The sequence below is a fragment of the Burkholderia sp. NFPP32 genome, from assembly GCF_900119325.1.
In the GTDB taxonomy this organism is placed as follows: Bacteria; Pseudomonadota; Gammaproteobacteria; order Burkholderiales; family Burkholderiaceae; genus Burkholderia; species Burkholderia pyrrocinia_C.
In genome coordinates, this window is sequence record NZ_FPJP01000024.1 from 46,831 (window position 1) to 64,507 (window position 17,677).

Annotated in this window: 15 protein-coding genes and 1 tRNA gene; 9 read left to right on the top strand and 7 right to left on the bottom strand. The window is 60.7% G+C overall.

The window, feature by feature from the left end:
- From BT264_RS30595 to BT264_RS30635, 9 genes are all read left to right on the top strand, one after another.
- Window positions 1-1,638, top strand: coding sequence for a GspE/PulE family protein (locus BT264_RS30595; protein ID WP_072443610.1), 1,638 nt, complete (start codon window positions 1-3; stop codon window positions 1,636-1,638).
- Complete coding sequence (locus BT264_RS30600) at window positions 1,619-2,368, top strand: hypothetical protein (RefSeq protein ID WP_072443608.1); 750 nt, start codon at window positions 1,619-1,621, stop codon at window positions 2,366-2,368. Before BT264_RS30595 ends, BT264_RS30600 begins: the two co-directional genes overlap by 20 nt.
- On the top strand, window positions 2,368-2,943 hold the full coding sequence (locus BT264_RS30605) for a hypothetical protein (protein ID WP_072443606.1): 576 nt from the start codon (window positions 2,368-2,370) through the stop codon (window positions 2,941-2,943). Before BT264_RS30600 ends, BT264_RS30605 begins: the two co-directional genes overlap by 1 nt.
- Before the next feature lie 5 nt (window positions 2,944-2,948).
- Window positions 2,949-3,497 carry a GspMb/PilO family protein gene (locus tag BT264_RS30610; RefSeq protein ID WP_072443604.1) on the top strand — a complete coding sequence of 183 codons (549 nt, stop codon included), beginning with the start codon at window positions 2,949-2,951 and terminating at the stop codon, window positions 3,495-3,497.
- Between the two features lie 2 nt (window positions 3,498-3,499).
- Window positions 3,500-4,030 (top strand): hypothetical protein, encoded by a 531-nt coding sequence (locus tag BT264_RS38685; protein WP_110281420.1) that lies wholly within the window; start codon window positions 3,500-3,502, stop codon window positions 4,028-4,030.
- 105 nt (window positions 4,031-4,135) lie between these two features.
- The gene (locus BT264_RS30620) at window positions 4,136-6,184 is read left to right on the top strand and encodes a secretin N-terminal domain-containing protein (RefSeq protein ID WP_072443600.1); all 2,049 of its coding nucleotides are present in this window, start codon (window positions 4,136-4,138) and stop codon (window positions 6,182-6,184) included.
- A 125-nt stretch (window positions 6,185-6,309) separates the two neighbouring features.
- Window positions 6,310-6,795: a prepilin-type N-terminal cleavage/methylation domain-containing protein gene (locus BT264_RS30625; RefSeq protein ID WP_072443598.1), complete on the top strand. Its 486-nt coding sequence runs from the start codon at window positions 6,310-6,312 to the stop codon at window positions 6,793-6,795.
- Complete coding sequence (locus BT264_RS30630) at window positions 6,770-7,174, top strand: type II secretion system protein (protein ID WP_072443596.1); 405 nt, start codon at window positions 6,770-6,772, stop codon at window positions 7,172-7,174. The genes BT264_RS30625 and BT264_RS30630 overlap by 26 nt, the downstream gene beginning before the upstream one ends.
- A 169-nt stretch (window positions 7,175-7,343) precedes the next feature.
- A complete protein-coding gene (locus BT264_RS30635; protein WP_072443594.1) occupies window positions 7,344-7,760 on the top strand; it encodes a type II secretion system protein in 417 nt (138 codons plus the stop codon).
- A gap of 204 nt (window positions 7,761-7,964) precedes the next feature.
- Here the strand turns inward: BT264_RS30635 and BT264_RS30640 are convergent, their stop codons facing one another.
- From BT264_RS30640 to BT264_RS30670, 7 genes are all read right to left on the bottom strand, one after another.
- Complete coding sequence (locus tag BT264_RS30640) at window positions 7,965-9,143, bottom strand: DUF3322 domain-containing protein (protein ID WP_072443592.1); 1,179 nt, start codon at window positions 9,141-9,143, stop codon at window positions 7,965-7,967.
- Window positions 9,140-12,511 (bottom strand): ATP-binding protein, encoded by a 3,372-nt coding sequence (locus tag BT264_RS30645; protein ID WP_072443590.1) that lies wholly within the window; start codon window positions 12,509-12,511, stop codon window positions 9,140-9,142. The genes BT264_RS30640 and BT264_RS30645 overlap by 4 nt, the downstream gene beginning before the upstream one ends.
- Window positions 12,504-13,157 (bottom strand): DUF4194 domain-containing protein, encoded by a 654-nt coding sequence (locus tag BT264_RS30650; protein WP_072443588.1) that lies wholly within the window; start codon window positions 13,155-13,157, stop codon window positions 12,504-12,506. The genes BT264_RS30645 and BT264_RS30650 overlap by 8 nt, the downstream gene beginning before the upstream one ends.
- 2 nt (window positions 13,158-13,159) lie before the next feature.
- Complete coding sequence (locus BT264_RS30655) at window positions 13,160-14,620, bottom strand: DUF3375 domain-containing protein (RefSeq protein ID WP_072443586.1); 1,461 nt, start codon at window positions 14,618-14,620, stop codon at window positions 13,160-13,162.
- 298 nt (window positions 14,621-14,918) lie between these two features.
- Window positions 14,919-16,139, bottom strand: a complete 1,221-nt coding sequence (locus BT264_RS30660) for a tyrosine-type recombinase/integrase (protein WP_072443584.1) — start codon at window positions 16,137-16,139, stop codon at window positions 14,919-14,921.
- A gap of 174 nt (window positions 16,140-16,313) precedes the next feature.
- Window positions 16,314-16,398 (bottom strand) — tRNA-Leu (locus BT264_RS30665).
- Between the two features lie 95 nt (window positions 16,399-16,493).
- Window positions 16,494-17,651: an ABC transporter substrate-binding protein gene (locus BT264_RS30670; RefSeq protein WP_072443581.1), complete on the bottom strand. Its 1,158-nt coding sequence runs from the start codon at window positions 17,649-17,651 to the stop codon at window positions 16,494-16,496.
- Window positions 17,652-17,677: the final 26 nt, after the last annotated feature.

Consider the following 17,677-nt stretch of genomic DNA (forward strand, 5'->3'; position numbering starts at 1 on the left):
ATGACGCACTCACGACATTGGCAGGAAGAGATACTGCGGCAGGAATTGCCGGCTGGCGAGTACGTTGCCCGACAACTTGCGGCCCAGCCTGACCTGTTGCCTGAGTTCGCCGGTTCGTTGGGTCTGCATCCGCTTCGGCCCGAACAGATCGGTGAGAATTGGCGCTTCGATTTGCTGCCACTCACTGAAGCGCTGACACATGCGGCGTTGCCGGTGGATGTTGACGGGCGCGTCTATCTCGTTCTGGCCAATCCGCTGTCGCTGGATGTGCGCAACTGGGCAAGTACGCTGCCGTCCGCCCGTCAATTGATGCTGGCGATGAGTCTGCCCAACGCCGTGACCGACCAACTGCGACGCGCCGAGAGGAGCGAGCGTGTAATGGAACAGTTCGGAGCCGAGCAGGAGGGCACGGCCGGCACGATCGACGGTGCGCATGAGATTTCGGTATCCAGCATCGCACGCGACGAAAGCCGCATCGTACGACTGGTCAATTCGATGCTGCTGGACGCGTTGCAAAGCCGCGCTAGCGACATCCACGTGGAAAGTACGGCGGAAGGCCTGACGGTGAAGTACCGCGTCGACGGTGTATTGCGGCAGATGGGACAGATGGGCGGGGTAGAGACGGCCGAAGAGGCCCTGTCGAGGCTGAAGGTGCTTGCCGAACTTGATATCGGCGAGCGTCGCGTCCCGCAGGACGGACGGTTCAAGGCGCGCATTCGCGGTCGCGATATCGACTTTCGCGTATCGATCATGCCGAGCATTCACGGCGAGGATGCGGTACTAAGAGTGTTGGATAAATCACAGCGCGGCGAATCGTTGCGGCTGGAATCGCTGGGTCTCGATTCGGCAACGATAGAGCGCATCCGGTTGCTCGCCAACGAACCATACGGGATGCTGCTTGTCACCGGACCGACCGGAAGCGGTAAGTCGACTACCCTCTACGCCGCGCTGTCCGAAACCAATACAGGCGAAAAGAAGATCATCACGATCGAAGATCCCGTCGAGTACGAACTGTCCGGTGTATTGCAGATCCCGGTCAACGAAAAGAAGGGGCTCTCATTTGCGCGCGGTCTGCGCTCGATCTTGCGACATGACCCGGATACGATTCTCGTAGGTGAAATCCGCGACGGCGAAACCGCCGCCATCGCGGTGCAGGCTGCGCTGACTGGTCACCTCGTCATGTCATCTGTACACGCGAATACTCCGTTTAGCGTGCTTGAGCGTTTCCTCTACATGGGTGTCGAACCGGCCAGTTTCGTCGAGGCGCTTAATGGCATCGTTGCGCAACGCCTGATACGGCGTGTTTGCGAGCACTGTGCGGCGCCGGCGGAGCCCGAACACATGCTGGCCAATGCCGCCGGGCTGTCACGGCATGTGACTTCACAGTGGCGCTATAGGGTTGGAGCAGGATGCAATGCCTGTCTAGGGACGGGCTATAGCGGCCGGCTGGCGGTGGCGGAAGTGCTGCGGATCACTGATGCGCTCAAGGATGGCCTGTTGCGGCGGGCTTCGGCCGCAGCGCTGCGTGAAACCGCGCGTGAGGCTGGTCACATAACAATGCGTGAGGTTGCGCTCGCCAATGCGGCCGACGGACAGACCACACTGCAAGAGGTGCATCGTGTCATCGCTCTTTATTGAACATCTGCTGACGATTGGGGAAGCGAGCGCCAGCTGGGCCTGCCGGCCCGCGTTCGGTTCGCGTAGCGCGAGTTGGCGCGAGGTAATGTCGGGTGAGTCACTCGAAGCATGCGCCAACCTGCTGGAGATGGCGCCACGGGGCTGGGCCCGTCGGCTGGACAGCGTCACAGTGCTGCTTGGTTTTCCGCACACGCGTTACGCGTTGCTCCAGTGGCAGGATGGGCTGTACTCGGTGGCGGACTGGACCGCTTATGCGCAGGCCCTGTTTGCCGAACAGTACGAGGTGACACACATGGAACCGTGGCTTATCGCTGTCGAGCAGGCTGGCTATGGAGCGCCTCGCATTGCGGTAGCGATGGACCGTGAACTGCTGGGCGATTTGCGCACGCTGTTCCGTACCCATCACCTGCGTTTTCTCAATTGCATGCCCATCACGATGGCAGCGGCAAGATACGGCTGGAAACGTCTTCCCGCTGATTGCGTACTCGCGGTGCCTGAAGCACACGCGATTCACTGTCTGTATCGGAGAGCTGGCCAGTGGACGGGCATTTGCAGTCTACGCACAACGGGCGCTGACGTGTCAGCAGACTTGTCGATGGCGTCGATGCTGCTCGGTCAATCCGCCTCATCGGCGTGGATCGCAGACGACGGTGAATCTGTCCAGGGACAAGATCGCATCCCAATGCACTGGCTGGGGCGCGGTTTTCTCTGGTATCCGGAGGTGGCCTGATGCCACGTCTGTCGATATGGGGTGCCGCGTTGCGAAAAGTGCCCGCGCTGATACGCCAGAACTCGGTGCCGTATCTGGATTGGTTGCATCCGCAACCGCGTGCCGTCAGGCTGATCGCGCTGCTTGGCGTGATCGCGGCCATCCTGATGATGCTGTTGTGGCGAGACTGGTCCGAGTTCGAGGCCGAAGATGAACAGGTGACCTTGCAGGAAGAGCGTTTCTCGGCGGAGGTGGCACAACAGGAGACGGCGTTGCAGGCTTCGTTGCATGTGTCGCCGCAGCAGGAGAAACAGCTGGCCGCCTTTAGCCGGCAGGACAGGTCTGTCCTGCCGACGCTGGATGTTCTAGGTCTAACGCTTTCGGGCGATATTGTGTTGCTTTCGCTGGACGCCGATTTTTCAGCAGGCAGGGTGAATCTGGAAACCGAATCGAACGGATTGAGCAATACGCTTGCGTTCGCAGAACGGCTCGGTGCCAATAAGGGGACGAGTGCTCAGATTCAGCAGACCACAGTGAAGACAGACGCCCCGTATCGACCGGTAATGGCGCGCATTCTCCTGAGCGTGGCGAACTGACGACCATGCAGTTGCGAGCCGATATCACAAGGCAGTTCCTCCCACGTCTGCGATGGGAGGTTGCAGTTCAGCATCAGAGACTTGGTCTGCTGGGGATTTTTCTGCTTGCGGTGATCGTGGTCGCGCTGGCGTTTCAGTGGGGAATTCTCCGCCCCCTGCGCGATCAGCTGGCAGTGCGCGAAACTGCAGTCCTGCAGGGCCTGAGGATGCGGCCACAGAAAACGAAGTCAATGCTTCCAACCCCGGTCGGATCCTTGCCTGCGGCTAGTGGTTTTCTGCAGGAACTCGATCGGACCTATGCGACATTGACCAGAAACGGTTTCATTCTCGGTGAAGTGACATATCAGGAGGCGGATGACGCCGAAAACCGGTTGCGTCGGCTAAGCGTCGACATGCCATTGCGCGGCACCTATCCGGCGCTTCGGCGGGCGTTGGCCGAACTGGAACGCGAGCCCGGTCTGCGCGTCGAACAACTGCAAGTGCAACGCAAGGCTATCGGTGACGAGACACTCGAGATTCGCCTGCGTTTCAGTTTTCTCGGGACGCAGTCGTGAAGATGCCGCGCTACCTGTGGATATTGCTGATTGCTACGGCGTTCTGCTGTGGCTATGTGTACTGGGAGGACCAGGTTGCCAATCAGGTGACAGAATCCCAGGCAATCGCTACGCAGCGACAGCGACCTGCAAATGAGCAAACTGCAGCATCGGAGCCGGTCGCGCATCAGGAACGCATCGCGAATACGACAGAAACAGAGAACTCCGTGGCCCCCAATCTGTTTTCTGTGCACTCGTGGGCTCCTCCGCAGTCGCCCGCGAAGCCCGTACGTGCGCCGCCCCCCAAGGCCCCGCCGCCACCGTTTGTTGTGACCGGACAGTGGCGTTTCAAAGGAGAACAGAACATCGTGATGCTGCAGAGCGGGAACGACCAATACGTGTTGTGTCACAAATGTGACGTGCAGAACAGCGTTTCGCCCGGGCAGGTTTTTGCTGGAAGCTATCGACTGGACAATCTGACCGCGCGGGAGATCAAAGTGACGTATCTGCCGTTAGGCGAACACCAGACGATCAAGATCACCAGTTCGAACTGAAGGTAGTCAGAAAATGTTTGCATTATTTCGAGCCTGCCGCAGGCAAAGCGGATGTCTGGAAAGAACTAGGCGGAGAGCCTGCGGGACACTTTATGAGAGCGCACTATGTTTATTAGAACGGTTCTCCTCCTGTGTGGGACCGTATTGCTGCTAACGGGGTGCTCGGTTGACCGCGGCCTGCGCGCAAGTGAGGCCGCGACTGAGCAGGGAGATCTGCGCGGCGCGGTCGATATTCTGCATGACGAAAAGACGAAGCATCCCGACGACATCCGTCTGGCGACCCGATACTACGGTGCGCTCGACCGGCTGGCGGTGGCCTACAGCCGCGACGCCCAGCAATTGCTGGCTGATGGCGAGGACGATGCGGCTATTGCCGCGCTCGAGGTCATTCTGCAATACGATCCGGGTAATCTGGGCGTTCGGCGGCAGATCGAGCGCATCAGGGCCCGAGCTCGCCTGCGTCCATTGCTCGATGAGGCACGGACCCTTGAGCATAGCGATCCACGCAAGGCCCTCGCAAACGTCAGGCAGATTCTCAGCGAATTCCCCAACGACCCGGAAGCGCTGGAGTTGCGAGCCGAAATCACGAGCACCCTTGCCAGTGCCGACAATCTCGCTCCGCGCGTGAGCCCGGCGCTCAAGCGCACGATATCGCTGAATTTTAATGCTCAGCCGCTGTCAAGTGCGTTCGCGACAATTTCTCGGCTGACCGGCGCTATCTTCACTTTCGACAAGGATGTTAATACTTCGATACCCGTGACTATCGCTGCAACACGGACCACCGCTGAAGACGCGATCAATCTCCTGCTGTTGACGGGGCAACTGGAGAAGAAAGCACTGAATGCGAACACCTTTCTGATTTATCCAGCACGTCCAGATAAATTGCGTGAATATCGGGATCTTGCGGTGCGGGTTTTTTTCATGAGCTACGCCGACCCCAAGCTGGTCGCGGCGCAGGTCAAACAGATTCTCAAGCCGAGGGAGGTACAGGTCGATGAGCGCCTGAATGCTGTTGTAGTGCGTGACGGCCTCGACACCATCGGCGCGGTTGAGCGTCTGGTTCAGGCGCTGGATTTGCCGCAATCTGAAGTTACGCTGGAGGTCCAGGCGTTGGAGATGTCCACGTCCGACGCGCGCGAACTGGGTATCCAGTATCCGGAATCCTTCGACTTCTCGCTGGTCAGTGGGGCAACAGGTATTCCGATCGGCAATCTCACCAATCTTACAAAGGATGACCTGCTGGTCAGGTTTGGTGATCCGGTAGCCAAGATCAATGCGCTGGCCAAGGCCGGCCGGGTGGAGATGCTGGCTCATCCGCGCATCCGGGTCAAGAATCGTGAACAGGCAGTTATCAATATAGGTGAGCGGCTGCCTGTCGTGACGACGACCAATGCAAACGGCGTGGTGACCGAGTCGGTCGCTTACCAGGAGGTAGGGTTGAAATTGGAGATCGAACCCAACATCAGTCTGAGCGATGAAATCAGCATCAAACTGGCAATCGATATCAGCAATATCGTTTCGCCGGTCAAAACCACGACTGGGCTGATTGCTTATGTGCTGGGCACACGCGGCGCCAAGACTACGATGACGGCCCGCAACAACGAACCTCAGATTGTGGGGGGGCTGATCCGTCGCTCAGATATTCAGAATGTCAACGGTTTGCCGTTCCTGAGCCGGCTGCCGTTGGTCGGCAGCAAGCTGTTTGGGACCGAGGGCTCCTCCCAGGAAAGCTCTGAGATCATAGTCGTGATTACCCCCCGTATCGAACGCAATATTGATCTGCCCGCAGCACAAATTAGTACTTTCATGAGCGGTACTGAATCACGTACTTCGATCGATGACGTGGTGTTGCCAAATAGCAAGGATCTGAATGCAACCGTCTCGGGGGCGACTTCTATCAGCACGGCTGCGCCGTCACCGCCTGTCTCTGCGCCGAGCGGTAACTGGCAACCCTTGCCGCCGCCTGTCGCTTCCTTGGTACCCCGGCCGGCTGCGTCACCTGGCGGCCAAGCGACGCCAGTGAACACTCCGCCGGCCGCCACAGGGGCAAACGGCAGTACGGCGTCATCTGGCGGGCCTGCGTCTGCGTCGCAGCAAACCGGTGTGCCACCGGGCAGTGTGTCAACAGAACAGACAGGCGGAAATAGAAATTAGCCCGATGTCGGACGAGGTACATAAGAGCACGTCGCGATACTCTGAATTGGGAAGCCCGGAGCAGATCGACCATGTTTAGATACCCGTGACCAGTCATGCATGGTCGGGTTCGTGAGGAGCATTTAATGAGTAGCAAGGCGACAACAAGAGGATTCACCATGGTGGAGCTGATGATGACGCTTGCCTTGATGGCGTTGCTTGCTACAGCGGCATTTCCGCTCGCTGAAGTATCGGCCCGGCGCGATCGCGAATTGGAGTTGCGCCGCTCGCTACGGGAAATCCGACGGGCGATTGACTCCTACAAACAGGCATCGGACGAGGGGCTGATCGAAAAGGTGGCCGATGCCAGCGGTTATCCACCTACGCTAAAGGTCCTGGTGGATGGCGTAGACGATCGGAAAGCGACGAAATCGGGCGTCAAGATTTATTTCATGCGCAGAATTCCCCGCGATCCGATGTGCGATTGTCCCGACAGGCCCGCCGAGCAGACCTGGAAACTACGTAGTTATGTCAGCCCGCCGGATCAGCCGCGCGAAGGTTTGGATGTATTCGATGTGTATTCAAGCAGCGATGGCGAGGCGCTTAATGGCACCCACTACAAAGACTGGTGAGCGGCGCGGGGACGTTGGAAGGATCGGTGCGTTCACGCTGATCGAACTGCTTGTCGTCATGGCGATTCTCGCGACGTTGCTCACGATTGTCGCACCACGCTACATTCGGCAGCATGATCGCGCCCGGGAGACCGTCCTGAGGCATAACCTGGCTGCGATGAGGCTAGCGTTGGATCATTATCGTGAAGATCGTGGCGGCGGTCCGGGTTCGCTGGACGAACTGGTAAGTCTTCGCTACATCCGGGCTGTGCCAACCGACCCGATCACCGATCGGGCCGATACCTGGAAGGTGGAACAGGACGATAGCGGCAAGATTGGCGACGTGCACAGCGGCGCGCAGAACAAGGCTCTGGATGGAAGCAAATATGCAGATTGGTAACGGGAGCGTGCCGATTGTCACTCGCCGCGGCTCTGATGTGTTGCGGCCATATACACGGTACGGAGAACTACACGACCAGACCGACAGGCACGCGGAGCGCGCATTGCCCACGAAGCGCCGTCCTTCTACGAGGCGCGGGAGACAGCGGGGCGCACTCTACGTCGGTCTGATGGTAGCCATCGCGATCCTCGGCGTCATGCTGATGCAATTCGGGGTGCTATGGAGCACCTTGCAGAAACGTGACCGGGAGTCAGAATTGTTGGCGCGGGGTGACGAGATGCGGCGTGCCTTGGAAAGTTATAGCCGACGCGGACCGGTAGCCGGGACTTTTCCGAAAACCCTAGAGGATCTGGTGCTCGACAAACGTATGCCAACAGTGGTTCGCCATCTCCGGCGGGTCTATATCGACCCGCTTACGGGTGGTGCGGAATGGGGAATCGTGACAGGTCCGGGCGGCGGCATTATCGGTTTATACAGCCTTGCCGACGGGGTGCCATACAAACGTGACGGATTTCCGGAACGCGATGCAAGCTTCAGGGGCAAGGTCCACTATAGTCAGTGGGTATTCATGGCGGATCAGAAATGACGGAGGCGTTAATGGAGTGGACGCCCCCACACAACGGGCATGGATGTGCCAAAGTGGAGAGTGCTACGTCAACCACCTGAACTGAACGGGAGCGCCCACCATGAAGGTTACGACTGTCTGTGGAAAAGGCGGGATGAATCCCGTCAGGTGTGTAGGAAGGCGTCCATTCCATTGCCTCGCCCACGAAATCGCGGATAGGTCCAGTCAAGCCCTTTCCTCTAGCGCCGCCCTGACCCACTCGAATCCCACGCGCTCTTGCTCGAGACGCAATCCATGACGAATCCGATTGTCACGCAGGTCGTCAAAGAGTTCGCGCTCTTGCACTGTGAGTCGCGGTAGATCGCGTATGACCTGATCGCCTTCGTTCCCCCAGAACGTTTCATGCGCCATCAGTGTCGCGCGGTCCATCAAGAACGAGCCGACGTGCCGGAATCGGCAACGCAATTGATCGAGAATGGCAAAGCCGTGCGTGTCGATATCGCCCCAGTAGTGGAGCGCACAGTCCATGAGCCATCGCGCCGGCTCTAGCGCGTCCCAACCGTAGCCGGCCCCGAAGAGCACGATCGACTGCGGAACATCGGGAAACGCCAAAAAATTTATCTCGTTTTCCGTAATGAACACGTGGCGGCACGGCAGTGTGAGGCGCGCGAAGCTGTCTGCGTCGAGTGCGATGTCGGGCCGGCCCATGCCGGGCAGAACGGCGAGCCCCTCATCAAGCACGCGAAATCGAATCCGAGGAGGCTTGTCGCGGAACCCGTAGCGAGCAGCGAATTGGGCGGCGCCTGTCCGGCTGCTGTCGATCGCCTCGGACGGCAGCACGAGATCGAGCCATTGGGCGAGCACGCCGCGCCGTGCCTCGATGAATTTCGTGTCGACGTTGACGATTTCGGCTTGGCGAAGATATATGCCCGGCTGCGGATGTGCTTGCAGCCAATCGACGACAGCCAGCATTCGTTCCCAATCGCCCGCAAATTCGAGCGCTTGCAACGGGCGCTGCGCAAGCCACGTGGTGAGCTTCGGCTGGCGGGCGCGAGTGAGTTCGAGAAGCCGCTCGAATTGCGTAGCGTCACGGCGCTTGCCGGCGAGGGCAAGCGCATCGTCCAGACTATCGACCCAAGCTGCCTGTGGCACGCGTTGCGTGCCGAGAATACGATGATTGACCTCGCGCCATTCGATGCGTACGTGCGGTGTCGCAGCAATCCCTGCGATCCATGCGCGTACCGCGTCGAAGCGTTCAGCTAACTCGGACGAGTTCGGGCCTTTTATCGCAAGGCGTAGCGGGAATAACCCCTCGGCTCCGTTTACGAGGCTTCCCAGCCATTCGCCGCGCTCCCATAGACGCTGGAGGCGCGTGCGCAGGTCAGCGGTCGTTGTCCAATTCATCGCTCGAGCTCCGCCTTGCGCGCGCGGTACTCCTCGATCGACAGGTTGCGCAGCTTCGAGGCGCGCCCGCCCTCGTTCTGAACGAATCCGACGCTCGAAACGAAAGGCTCGATGACGTGAATCTTTTGCAGCGGTGTGACGATCAGCAGTTGCAAGTTCAGTTTTTGAAACAATGTGAGACCGTACTGCGCCGATTCGTCGGAGCCTCGGCCAAACGCTTCGTCGACGACGACGAAGCGGAACGATCGGGAACGCGCGGCGCCCCATTCGAGGCCGAACTGATAGGCGAGGCTCGCGGCAAGGATCGTATAGGCGAGCTTTTCCTTCTGGCCACCTGATTTACCGCCGGAGTCAGAGTAGTGCTCGTATTCGCTGTCGTCCTCGCGCCAACGTTCGCTGGCGGCGAATAGAAACCAGTTGCGCACGTCGGTCACTTTGGCGCGCCAGCGCCTATCCTGTTCGGTCAACCCTTCGCGGCCGCGGAAGCGGTCAATGATCCGTTTGACTTGCAGGAACTTGGCCTCCGAGTATTGGCTATCGTCTGAGCCGGTGAGTTCGCCCTCGGTGCAAGCACGCAGGTCGCTCTGGAATTCCCGGATCTCCGCGTCGGGGCTGGGCTGGCTCTCGAGGACGATGTATCGGCCCGCGTTGTAGTCGATTTGTCGCAACGATTCGTTGATGCGTTCGATGCGTTCCTTGATCGTTTCCCGCTCGCGCGCGAGTTGCGCGTGGAAGTTGGCGATCTCATTTATCGTATTGACGTTGAGCAGCTCTTTGAAGCGCGCTTCGAAGCGCGGCAAATCGTCCGCTTGCAACCGCGCGAGCATGTCGCGGTACTCTGAACTCGCGTCGAGGCTCGCATCGAAATCGGCCGTTTCGAGCTTGTAGGCATCCTTGAAGGCCGCCATGGCCTTGACGATTCTTTCGGCAAGGCGGCCGAGCGACTTCGTTTCATTGTCGATGCGGATTGTCAACGCCTCGCGCACATCCCGCTCGCGGTTGTCGCACGACTCGACGGAAAGCTGATGTTCGCCGAGGATCTCTGCTCGCAGAGCCTCGATTCGTTCTGCAAGTTCAGCATTCACGTGCTCAACGAGCGCGTGCGTCTCGCTAAGCAACGCTTGGGCCGCCTCCCGCTTGGCCAGTATGCCGCCCAGTTCAGAGTCGGTTTCAGAGATCGCCGCTTCACTCTCCTTCAACGCTACTTGGGCCGAATCCAACTGAGCCGTTAGCTCCGCGAGGGCATCGCTTGCCGATTCGAGGCGCGCTTTTTCGTCCGCAAGGCGCGCGATTGCACCGGCGCAGCTCGGCCAATCGATTTCTCGAAACTCGACGAACTCGCCGGCACGCGCAAGTGCTTCGAGCTGCTCTCGCACCTTGGCGTGCTCGCTTTGGGCCTCTCCTAGCCGTTGCCCGATCTCGCCGAGCCGAACCTCGAGCGCTCGCCGTTGTGCTTCGAAGGCGGCAATTTTGGCTGTGTTGCTCCAACCAAGAACGTAGCGGCTGCGATCGTCAAGCGCGTGGCGATCGTCTTTTTCGTGGCGTTCCCCCGGCGCTTTCGCTTGGCCAGCATGCGTGATTGAGCGGGTCTCGCGTCGAAACTGCTCCTGCGTGTCGCAGCATGCATAGTCGAAACGGCGGCCGATTTCGCGCTCGAGCCAGCCATAGAACGGCGAATCGGGCTTGATCGCGAGCTTGTGCGCGAGCGAGTCGCGGTGTAGCTCCGTGGCCTCGGCTACACGCGCAGCGCGTTCAGAGCGCACGCGAAAATAGACGAGCCGCCCCCGGAGATGAGTGCGATCGACCCACGCCGCGACGTTCGCATAGTGCTCATCGGGCACGAGCAGCGACAGGCCGAAGTTGCGTAGGACGCGCTCGGCGGCGCCCTCCCAATCGCGCGCATCCTCGCGCACCTGAATGAGTTCGCCCGCGAACGGCAGGGCATCTTCCTCCAGGCCGAGTGCCGAGCACAGGCTCGAGCGCATCATGACCTGTTCCTTCGGGATGTTGTTGCGTCGAGCTTTCAGGCTCGCGATTTCGTCCTCTAGCAGATCACGCTGCGTTTTCCCTTCGCGGAATGCCACGCTCCATTCGGTAATCGCATTTTGCTTTTGCGCTTCGTCGTCGACGAGCGAGCCGCGCTGCTCGGCCAGACGTTGGCGTTGGGAAACGAATGCAGCCTCATCCGTGGCCCCGGTTTCTCCGAGCAGCGTAACGATGTCGGCATAGCGTTGCGCGCGTTCGCGGCGTCGCGCGCTTTCTCGCTCCTGCTCGCGCATTTCGACCTCGAGTTGCGCGATGCGGTCGCCTCCTTGTTCGGCCACTGCGCGGCGCAAATCGTCCACGCGCTGGCGCACCTGGTCTCGCGCTTCTTCGTGCCGAGCCTTTCGCGAGGTCGCCCGCGCATGATCCTCAACGAGCAATTGAAGGCGGCGCTCGATGAGGCCGAGCTTGAGCCCAGCGAAGTAGGGCTTCAATGCTTCACGGCACGCTCGCCAGCCTTCGAGAACATGCCCTTGCTCGGTGTGGCGGTCGCAGTCGTCGACGAGCGGTGTCAGCAGTTCCACTTGGCGTTTTGCTTTCAGGACCGCTTCGTGCGCGCGATTCAAATCGTCGAAGTGAGTGATCAATGCATCCACGCGCGGTGCGACCTCGAACGGCTCGAGCATGTGGCTGCGTACGAAGTCGGTGAGATTGCCCACCGATTTCATCGATACCGTTTGATGAAAGAGCTCGAGCGCTTGTTCGTTTTCGATTCCGAAGCGCCGCCGGAACCAGGCGCTGTATTTCGGAAATGTGTCCTCGATTTCGGCACCCAATCCGCGCAGCTTTTTGCGCAGCTGTGCGATGTCGGTGCCGAAGCCCGAGAAGTCGGCTGCGATCGAGAGGTCGCGTTCGGCACAGACGAAGAATCGCGCGGGTTGAGTCTGCGCGTCTTTCATCCAGAACACCTGTGCGAGTGTGATCGTGGCATCGTATCCGGCGTTATGAAATACCCCCAAGATCACCGAATAGTTGTTGTGGTCGCGCAGGCTCACGGGTTTCGCGGTTCCCGTGACCTCGTTGCGCTCCGACTTGTAGTGGCCGAGCACATACGAGCGCAGTGTGCGTTCCTTGCTGTCCGCGCCTGCCGCCTTGTTGTAGGCAATGCGCTGCGCGGGCACAAGGAGGGTGGTGATGGCGTCGACGAGCGTCGACTTGCCAGAACCGATGTCTCCTGTCAGCAGGCCGTTGCGGCCATCGACCCGCAGTGCCCAGACCCGTTCGTCGAAGGTCCCCCAGTTAAAAACCTCGAGCCGCTCAAGGCGAAAGCCCGTCAGGGTGTCGTCGGCGGCAAAATCGAGGCCGAGCGTGCGCGGTTCATTCATCGCGACTCTCCCGTTGGTCCGAAACCGTCGAATCTTGAAGGTGCGCCCGATAGCCCGCGAGCCGCGCGTCGAAATCGAGCAGCCATTGCGCATCGACGAACGCTTTGAGAATACGCCGTACCTCGAATGTCGGCGTCCCGCTCGTGGTCTTCATCCGGCGCAGGAAGCCCAGCTCGACGATCTTGTTCACGTGCGTATCGATCTGATCGACTAGGCGTGCCTCGTTAGTGCTTGCGGGAAGGAAGACACGTGCGAGCTCGACGATGTCCTCGCGTGCAAGAACGAGCCGCGTGTCGCCGCCGCCAGCATCCCATTCCGCCAGTTTCTTTCGCAGCAGCGCGAGCAGCAGGCTCACGGGGAACGAGAGTGGGCGCCGGACAATGAGCCGGGGTAGCTTGGCCTGGTCCCCGTCGAATTCGGCGTCGTGCTCGGCGCGGCTTTTTACGAAGGCGTAGCCTTCCGCCTCGTCCACGACCAGTTCGAGGCCGAGTACGGCAACGTAGTCGCGCACTTGTGTCTGCAATTCGAGCAGTGCGGCCCAGAGGCGCTCGTTTCCATCGCGATAAACCACGCCCTTGAGCAGCGCGATCGCAACCGCCGGCAAATCACCTCGACCAAGCGACGAGGTTTGCTGTTCTTCCGTCATCTCTACCTTGTGAAAATCACGCGTGGCATGGTCGCACGCTTGACGATTACTGTTCCGTTGGCGTCGTTCGCCTGCCATTCGATGGTATCGGAGATCGTCTCGTCGACGGTCGTCCGAAATGATCCCGCTTCGGCGCTCAGTTGCATATAGGCGACGAGCTCGGCGAGCCCATGCGCGAGCGGCTGTGAAGCGGCCAATTCGGCAAGCGTCACTTGCGGCCGATCCTGGAGGCATCGGCGGATATGGCCTGCGAGGCGCGCGCGATCGACGACGATCTGCGTATAGAGTGCCGACGCATCAAGTTCCGCCTCGCCGATCTCGAGCGCGACGTTGGCGATGAGAGGGCGCAGCGCCGGCACGTAAAGCGGGCGCTCCATTGGCAGCTCGACATCAGCGGATGCGGTCTCGATCTCCATGACCGGGCCTGGCGGAGGCGCTTCGCGCAGCGCAAGCGCTTTCGTTTCGATACCGCGCAGAATGTCCATGATGCGGCGGTTTTCGAGCCACGCTTGATCGTCGAGGAAGCGTCGAAGCTGCTGCGAGAGCTGAGCAACTGTGCGTTGCGTATGTTCGCCCGCTTCCAGCCAGTCATAGTGAACGCGCCGCATGCGCGCGTCGGGCCGCATTTCCATGATCGGCGGCAACTCGAGCACGCGATCGAGCCGTTCCGAGAGTTCCTCTTGCCGGCGGCTCGACATCAGGAAATCCCAAAACGCCCGGAAGCTGCTGCCCTGATCCGAATCAGCGATCGCGTCGCGCTCGCCCATGATTTCCTCGATGAGCGCGCCCTTCGATCCTTCCCAGAGCGCGATTCGCTCGCGCACATGCCGATCCAGCAGCCGAAAGTTTTGTTCGACTTCGCGGAAGTCGGTGAGCAGTTCGCGCGCCATCTGCATGAATTGCTGAAAGCGGTCCTTGAGCGCGACATCGTCAAGCAGCCGAACGTCACCAGCCTCCACGCGAGCGATTTCTTCGTCGATTTGGCTGCGCCGTGCGTGGAGCTCGGCAAGGCGCTTTTCCGGGTCTGCCTCGCTACCTTCGCCCATCTGCCTCAGCAGTTCGAAAAGTGTCAAGAGCCGCGATTCCGTGCCGACAAAGCTGCGTTCCGTCAGTGCGCCGAGCCAAGCGATCGCTTTTTCCGCAGCGGGGGTCAGGTCGAACTGCGGTTCATCGGAACCTGGCCGATAGAACTTGCGCAACCATCCCTTTTCGGGGCCGGCCCAGTCGTTCAGATACTCGAGCGCGGGCTTCGGGAAAGCGCCTTCGCCGAGCTGTTCGCGCAACCCGTAAAGCTCGTCCTCGAGTGCTTCGGCGAGAACAGGAGCCGCCACCACGCGGACGTTTGGTGCGACGAACACGCGGTGCAGGAAACTGGCCGCCAGCGGCGCATGATCGGAACGTAACAGGCGCCAGGCGGGGTGGCGCGTGCGCAGCGCATCGAGGGTAGGGTAGTCGAGGGGCATCGGTGCGAGATAATGGGTGCGGCCCCCTGGGGAGATCGCCGACTATGGCTCGAAAGACCATTATCCTACCCCGACTACCATCCCAATTTACAACGCTGTAGAGCGTCAACTACTTTGGCCGGTCGTGTTGCCTCACGGGATAATGTTACTCCCGGGTAATTGACGCCGCCGCGCACAACTGGCTGTCGAGCGTGAGTTGCGACGGTGACGGCACCGGATTGATAGGGGCGTGGGATCTAGACCGTGTGCATTTGCCCTAGCGTCGCGGCTAGCAAGGGCGTCTTCCAAGTTGCGTGGGCTACCGCCGTGCGGATATCAAAACGATGTCCGCTCCATCCTTGAGCCGATCGAGATAGTCGGCCCACTCCTGCATCATGGCCCGTCGTTCCCGAATGAACTTTGTTCGGTTGTATGCCGATCCGAGGTTGTCCGGCACGACGTGCGCGAGTTGATGCTCGATGACTTCCGGTTTGTGCTCGAGTTCCTCGTGCAAGATGGTCCGTGCCATTGCTCGAAACCCGTGACCGGTAATTTCTGTGCGGGTGTCATAGCCAAGTCGGCGCAGCGCTGCATTGACGGCCGCTTCGCTCATCGGGCGTAATCTTGAGCGCGCCCCCGGGAATACGTAGCGTCCCTGCCCCGTCAGGCTATACAGCTCGCGCAGGATCGCAACCGCCTGCATGGCGAGCGGCACCAAGTGCGCCGTCTTGGTCTTGCTGACGAGGTACCGCCATTCTCCTTTGTCCAGGTCGAACTGCGACCATTCGGCTTGCCGCAATTCTCCGGGCCGCACGAATAGCATGGGCGCCAGCTTGAGCGCACAGAGCACCGGGAATGTTCCCGAGAACCCATCAAACGCTCGTAGCATTTCCCCCACCTTGATGGGTTCGGTGATGGCCGCGAAATGTTGCTGGACCGGAGCTGGAATAGCGCCGATCAGGTCCTTTGCCGGGTCCGTTTTGCACAGCCCTTCCTTGATGCCGTATCGGAAAACCCGGCTGATCTCGCTGCGCACGCGATGCGCCGTAAAACGCGCACCGCGGTTGTCGATGCGTTTCAACACGGTCAGGATCTCTGGTGCATCGATCTCGGAAATCGGTCGCCTGCCCAGCCACGGGAGTACGTCGTGCTTAAAACGAGCTAACGTCTTTGTGTGCTGAGCGGCCTGTACAACCGTCTTGCGCTCTTCCATCCAGCCGTTAGCGACGACTTCGAACGAATTGGCCGCGGCGATGCGCACGGCGCGCTTTTCAGCTTTCTTGGCCACGCCTGGATCAATCCCGGCAGCCAGCTTCTCGCGTACCTGATCGCGCTTCTTCCGGGCCGCCGACAGCGAAACGTCCGGATAGACGCCGAGCGCGAGCGTCTTGTCTTTGCCGGCGAACCGGTAGTTCATCCGCCAGTATTTTGCGCCTGACTTGTCGAGCTGAACGTACATACGGCCACCGTCGGCGAGGCGGTTTCCGGTTCCATCGGGATTGTAGCGGGCGTTCTTAACCTGGGCGTCTGTGAGTGGCATGGTGGTATCTCCAGCCGGAAAAACGGCGAAGGAAAGCCAGATACCACCAAAAATACCACCCAATTCCACCGGCTGTCCAAGGAGCAACTCGGACCACAGGGAAAAGAAAAACCCCGCAAGACCTTGATTTTGCGGGGTTTCTTGGAATTCTACGGCATTTGTCGGAAGAATTATTGGTGCCCAGGGCCGGAATCGAACCGGCACGCCTTGCGGCGGGGGATTTTGAGTCCCCTGCGTCTACCAATTTCACCACCTGGGCTTGTTCCTGGCCGCGCACGCGATTGTGTGCGGCGAAACGCGGATTATGGCGGAAATCCGGATGCCGGGCAAGCTACCCGGTTGCCGACGCGCGAGTTACTGGCTCAGGTAGACGAACCGGCCCTGCTTCACGATCCCCATCACGCTCGCGCGCTGGTCGAGCCCGACATGATCCTTGTCGCTGGTGTTGACGACCCCGTTCGGCACGACGAGCTCGTGCGCGCGTTCGAGTTCGCGGCGCAGCGCCGCGCGGAACGCCGGCGTGCCGGGCTGCGCGGTCTTCAGTGCGCGGCCGACCGCGTCGGCGAGGCGCGGGTAGACGCCAGCCGCGTCGCCCGCGAACTGCGTGACCGTGCCGGCACCGTACTTCGCCTCGTACGCATCGACGAACGCGAGCGCGGCCTTGCGTGCCGGATGGTCGGCCGGCAGCGTGCGCGCGACGACGACCGGCTGGGTCGGAAACAGCGTCCCGTCGACATCCTTGCCGCCGAGCTTGATGAATTCCGGCGTCGCGATCCCGTGGGTCTGATAGATCGCGCCCTTGTAGCCGCGCTCGATCAGCGTGCGCTGCGGCAGTACGGCCGGCGTGCCCGAGCCCGCGATCAGGATCGCGTCGGGTTTCGCCGCGATCAGCTTCAGCGCCTGGCCCGTGACGCTCGCATCGGTACGGTTGAAGCGCTCGGTCGCGACGACGCGGATCTTGCGCAGGTCGGCGAAGCGCGTGAACTCGTTCAGCCAGCTGTCGCCGTAGCTGTCCGCGAAGCCGATGAAGCCGACCGTCTTCACGCCGCGATTCGACATGGCGCGCGTCATCACGTCGGCCATCGCGCGGTCGCTCTGCGCCATCTTGAACGCCCAGGTCCGCGCGCCTTCCTGCGGCTCGACGATCGCGCCGGAGCCGACCAGCGTGATCATCGGCGTCTGCGCGGCGGCCACCGCGTCGAGCGCCGCGAGCGCGGCCGGCGTGATGTTCGGCCCGATCACGACGTCGACGTGATCCTCGTCGACCAGCTTGCGGATGTTGCGCACCGCGGTGCCAGGGTCGGACGCATCGTCGAGCACCGTTACCTGCACCGGCTGCCCGGCGATCGTTTTCGGCCACATCAGGATCGCGTTCTTGCTCGTGATGCCGATCGCGGCGGCAGGGCCTGTCGACGACAGGTCGACGCCGACCTTCAGGTCGGCATGCGCGGCCGCGCAGGCCAGCACGAGGGCGGCGCCGGCGGCGCGGCGCAGCAGGGCGGGAAGCGTCATGCGGGAATCTCCGTCGGGCAGCAAAA

Excerpts from the sequence above, each read along its gene's own strand:
- BT264_RS30595 (WP_072443610.1), top strand. The coding sequence starts at position 1 with ATGACGCACTCACGACATTGGCAGGAAGAGATACTGCGGCAGGAATTG.
- BT264_RS30605 (WP_072443606.1), top strand. The coding sequence starts at position 2,368 with ATGCCACGTCTGTCGATATGGGGTGCCGCGTTGCGAAAAGTGCCCGCG.
- BT264_RS30610 (WP_072443604.1), top strand. The coding sequence starts at position 2,949 with ATGCAGTTGCGAGCCGATATCACAAGGCAGTTCCTCCCACGTCTGCGA.
- BT264_RS38685 (WP_110281420.1), top strand. The coding sequence starts at position 3,500 with ATGCCGCGCTACCTGTGGATATTGCTGATTGCTACGGCGTTCTGCTGT.
- BT264_RS30620 (WP_072443600.1), top strand. The coding sequence starts at position 4,136 with ATGTTTATTAGAACGGTTCTCCTCCTGTGTGGGACCGTATTGCTGCTA.
- BT264_RS30625 (WP_072443598.1), top strand. The coding sequence starts at position 6,310 with ATGAGTAGCAAGGCGACAACAAGAGGATTCACCATGGTGGAGCTGATG.
- BT264_RS30630 (WP_072443596.1), top strand. The coding sequence starts at position 6,770 with ATGGCACCCACTACAAAGACTGGTGAGCGGCGCGGGGACGTTGGAAGG.
- BT264_RS30635 (WP_072443594.1), top strand. The coding sequence starts at position 7,344 with ATGGTAGCCATCGCGATCCTCGGCGTCATGCTGATGCAATTCGGGGTG.
- BT264_RS30640 (WP_072443592.1), bottom strand. The coding sequence starts at position 9,143 with ATGAATTGGACAACGACCGCTGACCTGCGCACGCGCCTCCAGCGTCTA.
- BT264_RS30645 (WP_072443590.1), bottom strand. The coding sequence starts at position 12,511 with ATGAATGAACCGCGCACGCTCGGCCTCGATTTTGCCGCCGACGACACC.
- BT264_RS30650 (WP_072443588.1), bottom strand. The coding sequence starts at position 13,157 with ATGACGGAAGAACAGCAAACCTCGTCGCTTGGTCGAGGTGATTTGCCG.
- BT264_RS30655 (WP_072443586.1), bottom strand. The coding sequence starts at position 14,620 with ATGCCCCTCGACTACCCTACCCTCGATGCGCTGCGCACGCGCCACCCC.
- BT264_RS30660 (WP_072443584.1), bottom strand. The coding sequence starts at position 16,139 with ATGCCACTCACAGACGCCCAGGTTAAGAACGCCCGCTACAATCCCGAT.
- BT264_RS30670 (WP_072443581.1), bottom strand. The coding sequence starts at position 17,651 with ATGACGCTTCCCGCCCTGCTGCGCCGCGCCGCCGGCGCCGCCCTCGTG.